The organism is Methylocystis sp., assembly GCF_051062815.1.
Classification (GTDB): domain Bacteria; phylum Pseudomonadota; class Alphaproteobacteria; order Rhizobiales; family Beijerinckiaceae; genus Methylocystis.
On record NZ_JBPFDU010000074.1, the window covers coordinates 1 to 14,226 of the forward strand.

At 62.5% G+C, this 14,226-nt stretch carries 14 protein-coding genes and 1 pseudogene; 11 read left to right on the forward strand and 4 right to left on the reverse strand.

Annotated features, from left to right (window positions below; all coding sequences use genetic code 11):
* The 4 genes and pseudogenes from ACR65W_RS12330 to queF all read right to left on the reverse strand — a co-directional run.
* A pseudogene (locus tag ACR65W_RS12330) lies at nucleotides 1-557 on the reverse strand (hypothetical protein); the annotation flags it as partial.
* A complete protein-coding gene (locus ACR65W_RS12335) occupies nucleotides 554-1,294 on the reverse strand; it encodes an NTP transferase domain-containing protein (protein WP_434502690.1) in 741 nt (246 codons plus the stop codon). The gene ACR65W_RS12335 and the pseudogene ACR65W_RS12330, both read right to left, overlap by 4 nt.
* A gap of 23 nt (nucleotides 1,295-1,317) precedes the next feature.
* Nucleotides 1,318-2,418: an inositol-3-phosphate synthase gene (locus ACR65W_RS12340; RefSeq protein ID WP_434502692.1), complete on the reverse strand. Its 1,101-nt coding sequence runs from the start codon at nucleotides 2,416-2,418 to the stop codon at nucleotides 1,318-1,320.
* Between the two features lie 313 nt (nucleotides 2,419-2,731).
* Nucleotides 2,732-3,190 carry a preQ(1) synthase gene (queF, locus tag ACR65W_RS12345; protein WP_434502694.1) on the reverse strand — a complete coding sequence of 153 codons (459 nt, stop codon included), beginning with the start codon at nucleotides 3,188-3,190 and terminating at the stop codon, nucleotides 2,732-2,734.
* A gap of 29 nt (nucleotides 3,191-3,219) precedes the next feature.
* Here queF and ACR65W_RS12350 point away from each other — a divergent pair, with 29 nt between their 5' ends.
* The 11 genes from ACR65W_RS12350 to cysN all read left to right on the forward strand — a co-directional run bounded on the left by ACR65W_RS12350 (nucleotide 3,220) and on the right by cysN (nucleotide 14,222).
* Nucleotides 3,220-4,431 carry a hypothetical protein gene (locus tag ACR65W_RS12350; protein WP_434502696.1) on the forward strand — a complete coding sequence of 404 codons (1,212 nt, stop codon included), beginning with the start codon at nucleotides 3,220-3,222 and terminating at the stop codon, nucleotides 4,429-4,431.
* A gap of 51 nt (nucleotides 4,432-4,482) precedes the next feature.
* Nucleotides 4,483-5,328, forward strand: a complete 846-nt coding sequence (locus ACR65W_RS12355) for a sulfurtransferase (RefSeq protein ID WP_434502698.1) — start codon at nucleotides 4,483-4,485, stop codon at nucleotides 5,326-5,328.
* Nucleotides 5,325-6,536, forward strand: coding sequence for a cystathionine beta-lyase (gene metC, locus ACR65W_RS12360; protein ID WP_434502700.1), 1,212 nt, complete (start codon nucleotides 5,325-5,327; stop codon nucleotides 6,534-6,536). The genes ACR65W_RS12355 and metC overlap by 4 nt, the downstream gene beginning before the upstream one ends.
* Nucleotides 6,533-7,522: a mechanosensitive ion channel family protein gene (locus ACR65W_RS12365; protein WP_434502702.1), complete on the forward strand. Its 990-nt coding sequence runs from the start codon at nucleotides 6,533-6,535 to the stop codon at nucleotides 7,520-7,522. Before metC ends, ACR65W_RS12365 begins: the two co-directional genes overlap by 4 nt.
* A gap of 98 nt (nucleotides 7,523-7,620) precedes the next feature.
* Nucleotides 7,621-8,379, forward strand: a complete 759-nt coding sequence (cobA, locus tag ACR65W_RS12370) for a uroporphyrinogen-III C-methyltransferase (RefSeq protein WP_434502704.1) — start codon at nucleotides 7,621-7,623, stop codon at nucleotides 8,377-8,379.
* The gene (locus tag ACR65W_RS12375; protein ID WP_434502706.1) at nucleotides 8,376-8,672 is read left to right on the forward strand and encodes a DUF2849 domain-containing protein; all 297 of its coding nucleotides are present in this window, start codon (nucleotides 8,376-8,378) and stop codon (nucleotides 8,670-8,672) included. Before cobA ends, ACR65W_RS12375 begins: the two co-directional genes overlap by 4 nt.
* A 96-nt stretch (nucleotides 8,673-8,768) precedes the next feature.
* Nucleotides 8,769-10,442, forward strand: coding sequence for a nitrite/sulfite reductase (locus tag ACR65W_RS12380; RefSeq protein ID WP_434502708.1), 1,674 nt, complete (start codon nucleotides 8,769-8,771; stop codon nucleotides 10,440-10,442).
* Nucleotides 10,426-10,932 carry a DUF934 domain-containing protein gene (locus ACR65W_RS12385; protein WP_434500034.1) on the forward strand — a complete coding sequence of 169 codons (507 nt, stop codon included), beginning with the start codon at nucleotides 10,426-10,428 and terminating at the stop codon, nucleotides 10,930-10,932. The genes ACR65W_RS12380 and ACR65W_RS12385 overlap by 17 nt, the downstream gene beginning before the upstream one ends.
* Entirely contained in the window at nucleotides 10,929-11,678 is a 750-nt protein-coding gene (locus ACR65W_RS12390) for a phosphoadenylyl-sulfate reductase (protein ID WP_434489660.1), read from the forward strand. The genes ACR65W_RS12385 and ACR65W_RS12390 overlap by 4 nt, the downstream gene beginning before the upstream one ends.
* Complete coding sequence (cysD, locus tag ACR65W_RS12395; RefSeq protein WP_196401984.1) at nucleotides 11,675-12,592, forward strand: sulfate adenylyltransferase subunit CysD; 918 nt, start codon at nucleotides 11,675-11,677, stop codon at nucleotides 12,590-12,592. Before ACR65W_RS12390 ends, cysD begins: the two co-directional genes overlap by 4 nt.
* A gap of 1 nt (nucleotide 12,593) precedes the next feature.
* A complete protein-coding gene (cysN, locus tag ACR65W_RS12400; RefSeq protein WP_434500036.1) occupies nucleotides 12,594-14,222 on the forward strand; it encodes a sulfate adenylyltransferase subunit CysN in 1,629 nt (542 codons plus the stop codon).
* The last annotated feature ends 4 nt before the right edge of the window (nucleotides 14,223-14,226 follow it).

The following is a 14,226-nucleotide window of genomic DNA, read 5'->3' on the forward strand; positions in this document are numbered from 1 at the left end:
GGCGGCAACGGCAACCCGTTTGCCTTGGCAAAGAGTTGAAGACTCGCAGCCGTCGCGCGTGAATTGACGATGATTCCGGCCGCGCCGCTCAGCGCGTTGACCACCCGTCCTGTGTGGCGACGCACTGCATGAGGCGTGCAAAATTCGGCATCTTCGATCGGGATCAGGTCATGAACGAGATAGACCGCCTTCAGGTCAAGCCGCCGAATCCAGCGATGATGGCTGGCAAGGTCGAAGTCGGTATGGCCGACATTGAGATAGACCTTGCCAGCGCAATGAACGCCAGCCGATTTCGCGGCAAGAATGGCGGGCATCATGCGCGTCAATCGTGCGCGGAAGCCCGCACGACGGTCTGCAAGCAAGGCAAACAACGAATCTGAAAGTGCTTCACCAAGAACCCTGACAATCCCGCGATGCTGAATCACGGCATGTGAACGCTCGCCATAATGTGCAAGATAGGCGTCGCAAACGCGGTCGATGCCGGTAGAATGCCGACCGGTCCAGCCAGTCGCGATCGACCGCGTGACGTCGAGCAGAAACGGGCGATCAGACATCATACAGGTGCCAAAAGATGCGGCATTCGGCGGGGCAAAGCCTCCTCTGCCAGCGCATGCATGGCAGGGTCATCGACATCGATCCACCATTCCTGTCCGATGTCGAGCGTGGCGGCGCGTCCGCGATCGGCCAGCCATTGCATGCCCTCCGAAAGACTTCCGGGGCGACCCTCGGCGATCGCAGCTTCGATCCCTTCGGCGAGTCCGGGCGTCGCCAGGAAGGCCCCACAATCGACCGCATCGGCCCCGTCAATCCGTTTTCCGATCTTTGTGATGCGGCCATTTCCGTCAGTCTGCACAAAAGTTGCGTCATCAGGATCGATCAGCGGGCCGTCCAGTCGGCGATCTATCGCCAGCTTAACCCCGCGATCAGGCACATCGGCCGCAGCCAGATTCCGCAAGATTGGCAAAGAAATCAGATGGTCCGCCATCACCAGGAGATATTTGCCACTGGTCCGGGCTGCCCCCGCAACTACCGACAGGCCGTTGGGCAGGGTCCAGTTGTCAATCCTGACGGCTTCGATGGGCAGGCCCGCCGCCTTGCCGATTTCCGGCAGGGTCGCCTCAACGTCCGCCGCCTTGTAGCCGGTCACGACCACAACCCTGCGAACACCCGCCTGCGCAAGTTGCCGCACCGCGATTTCGAGCAGTGAAAGGCCGCAGACCTTCGCCAACGGCTTCGAATCGCTTAACGATTGCAGTCTGCTGCCCAAGCCGGCAGCGATAATCACGCTATCCATGGTCTGACCCGCCCTTGACCGGGTTATGCTACAGCGATCGCGAGTGCTGCCGCCTGTTCGGCCAGCAACTGACGCGCGAAGTTTTCTTCCATCTGCTGCGGCGGATGCTTGCAATAATAAGCGGAAGGCACCACCAACGGCCCGCCTTCACCTTGATCCAGTGCCAGTTTGGCGAAACGGATTGCATCCGCAACGCATGCGGCGGAATTGGGGCTGTCCTCAACAGCAAGGCGAAGCTCGATATTCACCGGCGAGCCCCCCCAATGTTCTCCCTCGATCCGCAGGAAACACAATTTGTTGTCGTTCTGCCAAGGCACATACTCGGCAGGGCCGATCAGGATATTCTCGTCCGCAAGACGCTGCGCCAACGCCGCCTGAACAGCTTCGGTCTTCGATTCCTTCTTGCTCTCGAGGCGCGACCGATCGAGCATGTTCATGAAATCGGTATTGCCGCCCGTGTTGAGTTGGTACGTCCGGTGGACAGTGACCCCACGAGCCGCGAACAATTCCGACAGGGTCCGGTGCACGATCGTGGCGCCAACCTGCGCCTTGATGTCGTCACCAACGATCGGCAACCCCCGAACACGGAAGCGCTCGGCCCATGCAGGGTCGCTGGCGAGAAAGACCGGAATGCAATTGACCATGGCAACGCCCGCCTCAAGGGCGCACGCCGCGTAGAATTCGGTCGCTTCCTGCGAACCGACGGGCAGGAAATTGACCAGTATCTCGGCCCGCGCCTGCTTTAGCGCTGCGACAACTTCTTCTTGCGATGGCTCAGTCTGGTCAGCCAGCCGAAAGCCGCGCTCCCCAGCCGAAAGCATATGCGGAGCAATGCCGTCAAGCACGCGCCCCATGCGGACTTTCACCCCGTTGGCCGGAATATCCCGGTGAAAAACGAACGTGTTGTTGGGGGCAGAAAATATCGCTTCCCCCAATTCAAGTCCGACTTTTCTCTCATCGACATCGAATGCGGCTACGACTTCGAGGCTTTCCACCCCGTATCCGCCGATTCTTGAATGAATAAGGCCTTCACGCGATGCGTTTTGGCGATAATAGCCGATCCCCTGCACAAGGGAACTGGCGCAATTGCCAATGCCTACAATTGCGACACGAATACATTTCATGTTGCATCCTACCTGGTAGATTTCGATTCAATATGGCTTCCCTCTCCGCGACCCCCCTAACACTCTTGCCATATGTTTGCGGTGTTAGCGTGTCAAAAGAAAAGGGAACGCTTCGTCCCATGCTAAATGCAATTTAACGATAACCTGGTGAAGCGTCGCGATCATGCCTGGGCAATTGAAACCCAGCTTCCCTTTGGCAGAAATTTCTGCCGGATTCCAGTAGTGTAACAACTCAATGACAACTTGGACACATTTCTGGCAGCAGCCAGTCCGCTCTTATCCGCACAAATACTTAAATTGGCGGGTGTTGAACCTACCCCCGGCCGCGATAGGGGGCGACGCCCTGATCGGGCACCCACAGCCCCTCCGGCGCGGGGTTGGTCTGCCAGAATACATCGATGGGGATCCCCCCGCGCGGATACCAGTAACCGCCGATGCGAAGCCATAGCGGCTTCATCTCGTCCGCTAGCCGCTCACCGATGCCGACGGTCACATCCTCGTGAAAACCGGCATGGTTGCGAAAGCTGGCGAGGAAGAGCTTGAGGCTCTTCGATTCGACGATGGTTTCGCCGGGCGCATAATCGATCACCAAGTGTGCGAAATCGGGCTGCCCCGTCACCGGGCACAGCGAGGTGAATTCGGGCGCAGCAAAGCGCACGAGGTAGAGCGCACCCCCTCGCGGATTGGGTACATAGTCGAGCCGCGCGGCTTCAGGCGAGGCTGGCAGCGGCGCGTCCTTGCCGAGGTGCAAGGTCCGGGGTTTTTCTGTCATGCCGCGCTGTTGCCGCGAACCGGCACTCGATGCAAGACAATCGATGGCTGGCGTCCGTTCAGCGCTGCTCCATCCTGCGCCGGTATGAGAAGGGGCCAATGCGTGCGAACCTCGCCTTGATTCTGTCCGCTGCTGCCCTGCTGGCGTTGCCTGTAGCCGCGCAGCAATCGCCGCGCGATTTCACACTGCCGCCCCCGCCGGCCGAGCCCGCACAAGGGCCGGTCGATGACAGCGGAGTGGTTCCCGTCGCGCCCCGCACGATCCCCGTTGAACGGCGCACGCAGGAACCTGCGAGCGATGGTGCGTCCGAGGCGGCTCCAGCCACGGCCCCTGCTTCGGCCTCTGCTTTAACCACACCAATCACGCAAAGCGGCGGTGATGTCCGCACGAATCGCGAGGCGCGCAGGCCGGGCACCGCGCAGGCCGCACCTGCGCCTTCTGAGGCAACGTCGCGTCCTGAGCCTGCCATTGAATCGCCGTTGTCAGAGTCCCTTGCAGCGCCGGACGCTGGAGCACGCTCCGATGCCGAACAAGCGAATGCCCTCCCCTCGTCGCTTCCTTCAACGAATGTGACTTCCGGTCCGGCCGATCGCTGGGCGATAATTCCAGCGTGGCAATGGGCGCTGGCGGGCGGGTTGGCATTGCTGCTCGGGCTTGTGCTGGCCGCTCTGGTCCTGCGGAGCAGGCGGATTGCGAAGCAGGTGCCGACTATCGAGCCTCCGCTGGTGAATTCGCGCGCCATTGCCAATAATGATGCAAACCTTGGTCAGGCAGTTGAGCTTGCGGTCGAGATTACCGGGCTCAGCCGCAGCCTGATGATGCTGTCTCTGACCTGCGAGCTTTCAATCGCCAATCGCTCGGCCCGGGCGCTGCGCAACCTTTCCATCCATGCCGATATCACCAGCGCGCATCGCACCCTGCCCGTCGATCGGCAGCTGGCGCTTGAAGACACGGTGCTGCCTCTGAGCGCCACGATAGAGCGGATCGCCCCGCACCAATCGCTGGTCACGCGTTTGAACCTGCAATTGCCGGTTCGCGAGCTTGCTGCCTTCCGCCGGGGCGAAGCGATCGCCTGCGTGCCGCTGTTGCGAATCAGGGTGGAGGGGCCTTCGATCGAAAGCAGGATGCAGACGCATGTGATCGGGTTGGCGAACGGGAGTGCGACAGGCCGCCTCCGGCCGGTGCCATTGCATACTCCGCCCGGGGGCTATCCCGACGTGCGGGCACGCGCATTGGCCTGATCGTCAGCCAAGCCCCTCGACGGGCGAGGACGTCGCGGCTAGCATAAGCGTATGGAAAGCCTCGTCAGCACAGATTGGCTCGCCGCGCGGCTGGGCGAGCCGGGGTTGGTGGTGATCGATGCCTCGGCGCACCTGCCCGCCGCCGGGCGCGATGCCCATGCCGAGTTTCTCGCGGGACATATTCCCGGTGCACGCTTCCTTGCGCTCGCCCGATTGATCGATTCCACATCCTGTGTCCCGCAGGCCCTCCCCCGCCCCGAACAGCTGGCGCATGAACTGGCGCTGCTGGGTATCGGCCCCGGCGTGCGCATGGTCTTTTACGATGATTCAGTGGTGAAAACCGCGGCGCGCGCATGGTTCCTGTGCCGCGCGCACGGAATCGATAGCGTCGCCATCCTCGACGGCGGACTTGCCAAATGGAAGGCCGAAGGGCGCTCGCTCGAAATCGGGCCGTCGCAGATCGAGCGGGTCGAGCCAATGCCGCTCCCCAGCCCATCGCGCATCCGCTACAAGGCGGACATCCTCGCCAATATCGCACACGGCAGCGAGCAGGTGCTTGACGCGCGCGACAACGGGCGCTTTTCGGGCACCGTTGTCGATACCGTGCACAACCTGCCCGGAGGGCATATCCCCGGTGCCTGCAACCTGCCCTTCGCCACGCTGTTTCGTGAGGATTGCACCTATAAACCGCTCGACGAGTTGCGCGCGGCGCTTGATGCCGCCGGGATTGACTCCGATCGCCCGATCGTGACCAGCTGCGGCAGCGGGGTCACCGCGTGCGTGCTGCTGTTCGCGCTCCATCTTGTCGGGAGGGACGATACCGCGCTTTACGACGGCAGCTGGCTCGACTGGGGTGGCGACCCGGCCACGCCCAAATCGGTCACGGCGCCGAAATGAGCGACAGGCACGACAAGGGCCAGGCGCCAGCGACGCGGCTCGTCAAGGGCGGGCGCAGGCCCGAATGGACCGGTGCTGTGGTCAATCCTCCGGTATGGCGCGCCAGCACGCATCTCTATGCCAGCGAAGCCGAGCGTAAGGCGGCGCAGGGCAAAGATCGCGACGGCCAGTTTTTCTACGGACGGCGCGGTGCGCCCACGCAATGGGCGTTGGCCGAAGCGTTGACCGAGATCGAACCCGGTGCGCATGGCACCATGCTCTATCCCAGCGGCGTTGCGGCAATCGCGGGCGCACTGCTCGCGGTTTTGCGCCCCGGCGATGAACTACTGGTCAGCGACAATTCCTACGAACCGACGCGCGACATGGCCCGCGGCCTGCTCGCGCGCATGGGGATCACACATCGCTTCTTCGATCCGCTCGATCTCGATGCCTACCGCGAGATGTTCACCGAGCAGACCAAGGCGGTCTGGCTCGAAAGTCCGGGCAGCCTGACGATGGAAGTCTGCGATGTCCCGGCTCTGGCGGCCATCGCCCGCGACAAGGTTGCGGTCACGCTCATCGACAATACCTGGGCTACGCCGATTGGCTTTACCGCGCTGGAGCATGGCTGCGACATCGCGGTGATGAGCCTCAGCAAGCACGTTGGCGGCCATTCGGACCTGATGATGGGCTCGGCCTCTGCTGGCGAACACTTGTATCGCCGCCTGCGCCAGACCAGCCACCAATTGGGGCAAGTGGTTTCGCCCGACGATGCGGCTCTGGCGCTGAGGGGCCTCAGGACCATGGGCATCAGGCTGGAGCGCAGCTCGAAGTCCGCGCTTCAGATCGCCAAATGGCTGAAGGGCCGACCCGAAGTGGCGCAAGTGCTGTGTCCGATGCTGCCGAGTGATAGTGGTCACAAGCTGTGGCGGCGCGATTTCACCGGAGGCTGCGGCCTGTTCAGCATTGTCCTCAGGGGCGAAGATCGTGCCGCGAGCGCTCGCCTCGTCGACAATCTCGAGCTGTTCGGTATCGGTTACAGCTGGGGCGGATACGAAAGCCTCGCCCTGCCCTTTGACCCTTCGGGCATCCGCGTTTCCATGCGATGGCCGCCGCAGGGTGTGGACGATGGCTGGCGATCGGGAGTGCGTCTGTCGATCGGCCTGGAAGACCCCGACGATCTGATCGCCGACCTCGAACAGGGACTGGCCGCAATGGGATTGCCATGACACCAATTCCTCCAGACGATACGATCAGGTCGGCGGACAACCTCAGGGATGTCGCTCACGCAAAGAGCCAAACCGTCGGCTCGATCATCGATACGCTCGATTCGGTTGCCTTCACGCTTGGCAGCACGCGCATGTCGTTGTGGGACGCCGCAGTCGGTATCAGCCTGATCCTGATCGTTATCCTGGCGGCCTGGTCGTCGAGCAAGGTCTGCGGCACGCTGCTGCGGCGAGCCACTCGCCTGGACGAAACCCAACGTGTGCTGGCGCACAAGATCACCTCGATGCTGATCTGGGCCTTTGCCTTCTTTGTTGGCATCGACCTGCTGGGTATCGACCTGACCGCATTCGCGGTTTTCTCCGGCGCATTCGGCCTTGCAATCGGCTTCGGTCTGCAAAAGACCTTCGGCAATCTGATTGCTGGGCTGATCTTGCTGATGGACCGGTCGATCAAGCCGGGGGACGTGATTTCGGTCACCGATCAGGCGGGTAACGAGAGTTTCGGCCAAATCCGCAGGATCGGCATACGCGCCATCTCGGTTGTGACCCGCGACAAGACCGAATATCTGATCCCCAACGAGAACCTGATGGTCAATCAGGTAGTCAACTGGTCCTACAGCTCGCGCGATGTGCGGGTCAAAGTGCCGGTCAGCGTAGCCTATGGCACCGATATGGAACTGGCCGAGCGGCTGATGGCAGAGGCGGCAAAGGACAATCCGCGCATTCTGACGCAACCGACTCCGGTTGTTCTGATGATGGGCTTTGGCGACAATGCGATCAACTTCGAAATCCGGTTCTGGATTGACGATCCGGAAGACGGACTGGGCAGTGTGCGATCCGAAGTGCTCAAGCGGGTCTGGAAGCTGTTCAAGGAAAACGATGTCGTGGTCCCCTTCCCGCAGCGTGACATCAATCTGCGCCGCAGCGAGCAGCTGGACAGGCTGATCACGGCGATGGAAAGTTCCCAGAAAACCTCGCGTAAAACCTGATGCTTGATCGCACTGCACCACCCCGCCGATAGCTTTGCTACCCATTCGCAAATCCATTCTCGCTTTTGCGAAAGCGCCGCTTCGCCCATCTGGAAATCATGGCAAAAACCGGCACCATCTACCTCGTCGGAGCAGGTCCGGGTGATCCCGACCTGCTTACGCTGCGCGCGGCGCGACTGATCGAACGCGCGCAGATCATCGTTCATGACGGTCTGGTCGATCCGGCAATCCTCGCGCTTGCGCACCCCGATGCCGAACTGATCTCGGTCGCCAAGCGGCGCGCCCGGCACACCATGCCACAAGACGCAATCAACGCGTTGCTGGTCCGCGAGGCGCGTGCCGGGCGCGACGTGGTGCGGCTTAAGGGCGGCGATCCGTTGATCTTCGGGCGTGGCGGCGAAGAGGCGGAGGCTGCGCGCGCCGCGGGCATCCGGGTCGAGATTGTGCCCGGCATCAGCGCCGCCAATGGCGCCGCGGCGGCAGCGCAGATCGCGCTGACGCACCGCGAGGCGTCTTCGATCGTCAGCTTCGTCGCGGGGCAATGTCAGGGCCTCAGCGAACAGAATTGGGCGGGTCTTGCAGGCAAGGGCCGTACCCTGGTGATCTATATGGGCGTGGCTACCGCGCCGCAGATTGCCGACAAGTTGATGGCCGACGGACTGACGCCCGACATGCCGATCGCCCTGATCGAGAACGCCACGCGCCGCGACATGCGGGTGCTGCGCGGCATGCTGGCGGGCCTGCCCGATCTGGTCGAAGCCGAAAACGTCCGGAGCCCCGCGCTGATCGTGATCGGCGAGGTTGCCGCGCGCACGGATCGCGCGCTGGCTATGGTTGCGATGGAGGCGGCACAATGATCGTGCTCACCGGAAACGACCTCAAGAGCGGAGCGGTCGTATGGTGGACCGGCGCAGACTGGTCGGTACATGTCGACCATGCCGTCGATGTGGGTGACGAAGCCGACAGCATCGCCGCACGCGAAGAGGCGGCGCGCCGGGTCAACGCACCCTATGCGATTGAGGCCGCCCGCGACGAGCGCGGTGTGCGCCCGGCGCACATCAAGGATCGTATCCGCGCGCTTGGCCCAACGGTCCGCCCCGACCTCACTCTCAAACCCGCCGAACCCGATATCGGCAACTGGGTGATCTGATGGCGCACCTTACGCCCCTCCCGTTCGTGTCGAGCGTAGTCGAGACACATCGCGCGGACACTTCTCGACTTCGCTCGACGCGAACGGAGCGCTGACATGTATCTCTATGACCAATATGACCAGGCGATGGTCGATGCCCGCGTCGCCGAATTCCGCGACCAGACACGCCGCCGCCTCGAAGGCAAGTTGAGCGAGGACCAGTTCAAGCCGCTTAGGCTGATGAACGGGCTCTACCTGCAACTGCACGCCTATATGCTGCGCGTGGCGGTGCCCTATGGCACGCTCAGCAGCCGTCAGATGCAGGCGTTGGCCGATATCGCGGACAAGTATGATCGCGGTTACGGCCATTTCACCACGCGCCAGAACATCCAGTACAACTGGATTAAGCTGGAGGACGCGCCCGATATCCTCGCTGACCTGGCGGCGGTTGAAATGCATGCGATCCAGACCAGCGGCAATTGCATCCGCAACATCAGTTCGGATCATTTCGCGGGCGCGGCGGCGGACGAACTGGTCGATCCCAGGCCCTATGCCGAATTGCTGCGCCAGTGGTCGAGCTTCCATCCCGAATTCACCTATCTGCCGCGCAAGTTCAAGATCGCGGTGACGGGCGCCGCGCATGATCGCGCCGCGATTCTGGTGCATGATATCGGCCTGCGCATCGTGAAGAACGATGAGGGCGAGATCGGCTATCAGGTCGTGGTCGGCGGCGGACTCGGCCGTTCGCCCTTTATCGGCAAGGTCGTCGGCGAGTTCGTGCCGCGCGAGGATCTGCTCGCCTTTCTCGAGGCGATCCTGCGCGTCTATAACCGCTTCGGCAGGCGCGACAACAAATACAAGGCGCGAGTCAAAATTCTCGTCCACGAGAAGGGAATCGACGAAATCCGCGCCGCGGTCGAAGCCGAGTTCGCGGCGATGGACCGCTCGGCATTTGCCCACGATTCCGTGGAATTCGAGCGCATCGCCGCCTTTTTCGCGCCGCCGCCCTATGACTCGCTGCCGGCGACGTCCGCCTTGCTGCGCGCCGCGAAATTGGAGACGCCGGCTTTCGCCAATTTCGTCGACGTCAATGTCGGCGCGCATAAGATCCCCGGCTACGCCATCGTCACCGTTTCATTGAAGCCCATCGGCGGCGTCCCCGGAGACGCCACGTCCGATCAGATGCGGGTGCTGGCCGACGCCAGCGAGCGCTTCGGCTTTGGCGAACTACGGGTCAGCCATGAGCAGAACATCATCCTGCCGCATGTGAAGCAGGATGATCTTTTCGCCCTGTGGACTATGCTCGACGCCGCCGGGCTCGCGACGGCGAACGCCGGCCTCGTCTCCGACATCATCTCGTGCCCCGGTCTCGACTATTGCTCGCTCGCCACCGCCCGCTCGATTCCCATCGCGCAGGCGATCTCGAAGCGCTTTTCCGACATGTCCAGGCAGCGGCGCATCGGCAAGCTCGGCGTCAAGATCTCAGGCTGCATCAACGCCTGCGGCCATCACCACGTCGGCGCGATCGGCATTCTCGGGCTGGAGAAGAAGGGCCAGGAATCCTATCAGATCACGCTTGGCGGCGACCCGACCTTCTCCGCGTCCATCGGCGAGATTCTGGGACCTGGCGTCACCGCCGAGCAGGTGCCCGACGTCGTCGAACATCTCGTCGATTACTATCTCGCCGAACGCGAGGAGGGCGAAGCCTTCATCGACACCTGGCGCCGCATCGGCCATGCGCGTTTCAAAGACGTTCTGCGTCGGGAGGGCGAAGATGGCGCTGATATCTGACGGCCGCTTCATTGAAGATACATGGCGCCGGCTTGCCGACGAGGAAGCGCTGCCGAAGACCGGCAAGTTCATCGTGTCATTGCCGCGACTCGAACATGCCGTGGAGGTCCTTGGGCCGACGGCCACATTTGGCGTGATTGTTCCGAACACGACGGAACCGTCGGCGCTCATCGCGGCCTTGCCGCGGCTCGACCTTGTCTCGATCGCTTTCCCGGCTTTCGCTGACGGCCGCGGCTTCTCTTTGGCGCGCCTGTTGCGGCGGGCGGAGTTTAAAGGCGAGTTGCGCGCCAGCGGGCGTCTCGTCGCCGACCAGTATCCTCACGCGATCGGCTGCGGCTTCGATACGATCGAAATTCCAGACGATCTCGCCGATCGCCAGGACGAAGAACAATGGCGCGCCGCGCTCAACACCTATTCAATGAGCTATCAGCGCGGCTACGCCGGGCGCGGCTCGATCCTCGAAGCGCGCCGAAAGGCGATGCGGTCATGAAGCCTTCGATCCCCGAAACGCTGGCGCCGCGACTGGCGCCGCTCGATCTCGATCATCGTTTGCTGCTCGTGCGCGAGTTCATTCCCGGCCGGATCGTCTTCACCACGAGTTTCGGCGTCGAGGATCAGCTCATCGCGCATTCGATCTTCACGCAGGGCCTCGATATCGACGTCGCGACGATCGACACCGGCCGGCTTTTTCCCGAAACCTATGAGCTGTGGGAGCGCACCGAGGCGCGCTATGCGCGGCGCATTCGCGCGGTTTACCCGCAGGCCGCGCCGCTCGAAGCGCTCATCGAGGAGCAGGGGATCAACGGTTTTTATAAGTCCGTGGACGCGCGCAAGGCCTGCTGTCATGTTCGCAAGGTTGAACCGCTGTCGCGGCTGCTCGCGGGCGTTTCCGGCTGGGTGACGGGGCTTCGAGCGGACCAATCGCAGGCGCGCGCCGAGGCGCCGCTCATCGCCTTCGATGAGACGCACAGGGTGCTCAAGCTCAATCCGCTCGCAGATTACACGCGCGACGCGGTCGTCGCCGCGGTCGAGGAGTTTTCAGTGCCGATCAACGATCTCCACGCCAAGGGATTTCTATCGATCGGCTGCGCGCCGTGCACGCGCGCGGTGCTGCCCGGCGAGGACGAACGCGCCGGACGCTGGTGGTGGGAAGAAGACAACAAGAAGGAATGCGGCCTTCATGTCGGCGACGACGGCGTGTTGCGACGCGGCGCGCCGCAAGAGGCGAGCCTATGACGGCGCTTGCGACACGTCCGCTCGGCCATCTCGATCGCCTCGAGGCCGAGAGCATCCATATCATGCGCGAGACCGTCGCTGAGTGCGAACGGCCGGTGATGCTCTATTCGATAGGCAAGGATTCGGCGGCGATGCTGCACGTCGCCATGAAGGCCTTTTATCCATCCAAGCCGCCGTTTCCGCTGCTCCATGTCAATACGACCTGGAAATTTCGCGAGATGATCGAGTTTCGCGACCGTCGCATGAAAGAGCTGGGCCTCGAACTCATCGAATATATCAATCCCAGAGGGGTTGAGATGAACATCAGCCCCTTCGTTCATGGCTCGAAGCTTCACACCGAGATCATGAAGACCGAGGCGCTGAAGCAGGCGCTGGACAAGTATAAATTCGACGCCGCTTTTGGGGGCGCGCGTCGCGACGAGGAAAAATCCCGCGCCAAGGAGCGCGTGCTGTCCTTTCGCACCGCGCAGCACCGCTGGGACCCGAAGAATCAGCGCCCGGAATTCTGGCGTCTCTACAATACGCGAAAGGCGCCCGGCGAGAGTCTGCGCGTCTTCCCAATGTCGAATTGGACCGAGGCGGACATCTGGGATTACGTCGCGCGCGAGAACATCCCCGTCGTTCCGCTCTATTTCGCCAAGGAGCGGCCGGTCGTGCGCCGCGGCGGCACGCTCATCATGGTCGACGACGCGCGCATGGAGCTCGCGCCCGGCGAATCGATCGAACATAAGATGGTGCGCTTCCGTACGCTCGGCTGCTATCCGTTGACGGGGGGCATCGAAAGCGATGCAGCCAGTCTCGAAGAGATCATTACGGAGATGCGCGAAAGCCGCTCCTCGGAGCGCCAAGGGCGGCTCATCGACCACGACGGCTCCAGCTCCATGGAGCAAAAGAAGCAGGAAGGATATTTTTAACATGCACGGCGCCGTCGCTGCCGCATCGCCGTCGCGCGCGCCAGCGCGGTTGGTCGGCGAAAAGCCGCTCTTGCGGTTCATCACCTGCGGCTCGGTCGACGACGGCAAATCGACGCTGATCGGTCGTCTGCTGTACGACGCCGATCTCGCGCCCGACGACATTATCGCGGCGCTGGAAAGCGATTCGAAAAAGCATGGCACTCAGGGCGAAGAGCTGGATTTCGCCTTGCTCGTCGACGGGCTTGCGGCCGAGCGCGAACAAGGCATCACCATCGACGTCGCCTATCGCTATTTTGCGACCGACAGGCGCAAGTTCATCGTCGCCGACACGCCCGGCCACGAGCAATACACCCGCAACATGGCCGTCGGCGCCTCAACCGCGGAACTCGCCATTCTGCTTGTCGATGCGCGCAAGGGAATCCTGCCGCAAACGCGACGTCATAGCGTCATCACCTCGATGTTCGGCGTGCGCCATGTCGTCGTCGCCGTCAACAAGATGGATCTCGTCGGCTACAGTGAAGAGGTGTTCCGCAAGATCGAAGCGGATTTTCACGCCTTCGCCGACCATCTTCGCTTCGCGTCCATTTACGTCGCGCCGCTTGTCGCCAAGGATGGCGATAATCTTGTCCACCATAGCGCCAATATGCCTTGGCACGATGGGCCGCCGCTGCTCTCCTATCTTGAGGGCGTCGCGGTGGAGGACGCCACGCGGATCGCGCCCTTCCGCATGCCCGTGCAATGGGTGAATCGGCCCAATCTCGACTTCCGCGGCTTCTCGGGCTTCATCAGCGGCGGCAATATTCAGCCGGGCGACATCGTGCGCGTTCTGCCCTCGGGGCGCGACACGCGGGTGGCGAGGATCGTGACCTTCGACGGCGATATCGATAGCGCCGTTTCCGGCCAATCGGCGACCCTCACGCTCACCGAAGAGATAGACATTTCGCGCGGCGATCTCTTGTGTTCGCCGGTCTCGCCGGCGAAGACCGGGGATCGTCTCGAAGCGAAGTTGTTGTGGCTGGTGCGTGAGCCTCTTGTCGTCGGCAAGAGCTATCTCTTAAAGCTCGGGACGAAGACTGCGCCGGCCGCCGTGACCGCGGTCGATGCGCGCATCGACATCGAAACCGGCCTGCCGCAGCCGCTGCCCGAAGGGTCGACGCTCGCCTTCAACGAGATCGGCGGCGCGCGCCTGTCGCTCGAGACCGTGATCGCCTGCGATCCCTATGGCGAGAACCGCGAGACCGGCGGATTCATTCTCATCGACCGCATCACCAATGAAACGGTTGCGGTCGGCATGGTCAAAGCCGTCGCCGCATCGAATGGCCGCGTCGCGCCGCCGCTGACGGAGCTCAGCTACGCCTCCATGGAAGGACTGCCGCTGGCGCGGGAGTCGTTTCGACCGACCCCGACGCGCAGCCTGGTGAAGGCGCTCTCCTGGCTCCTGCCGGCGAGCATTTCGACGTTCCTGATCGTTTACGCTTTCATCCAGAGCGCCGCACTCGCCGCCGAAATCACCGGCGTTGAAATGATCGCGATCTTCGCGCTCTATTATTTCCACGAACGGTTCTGGTCGCGACTAAATTTTGGACTTGCGACGGGTGAGGCGCAGGGAAGCGACGATCAGGCGATTTAAGAGC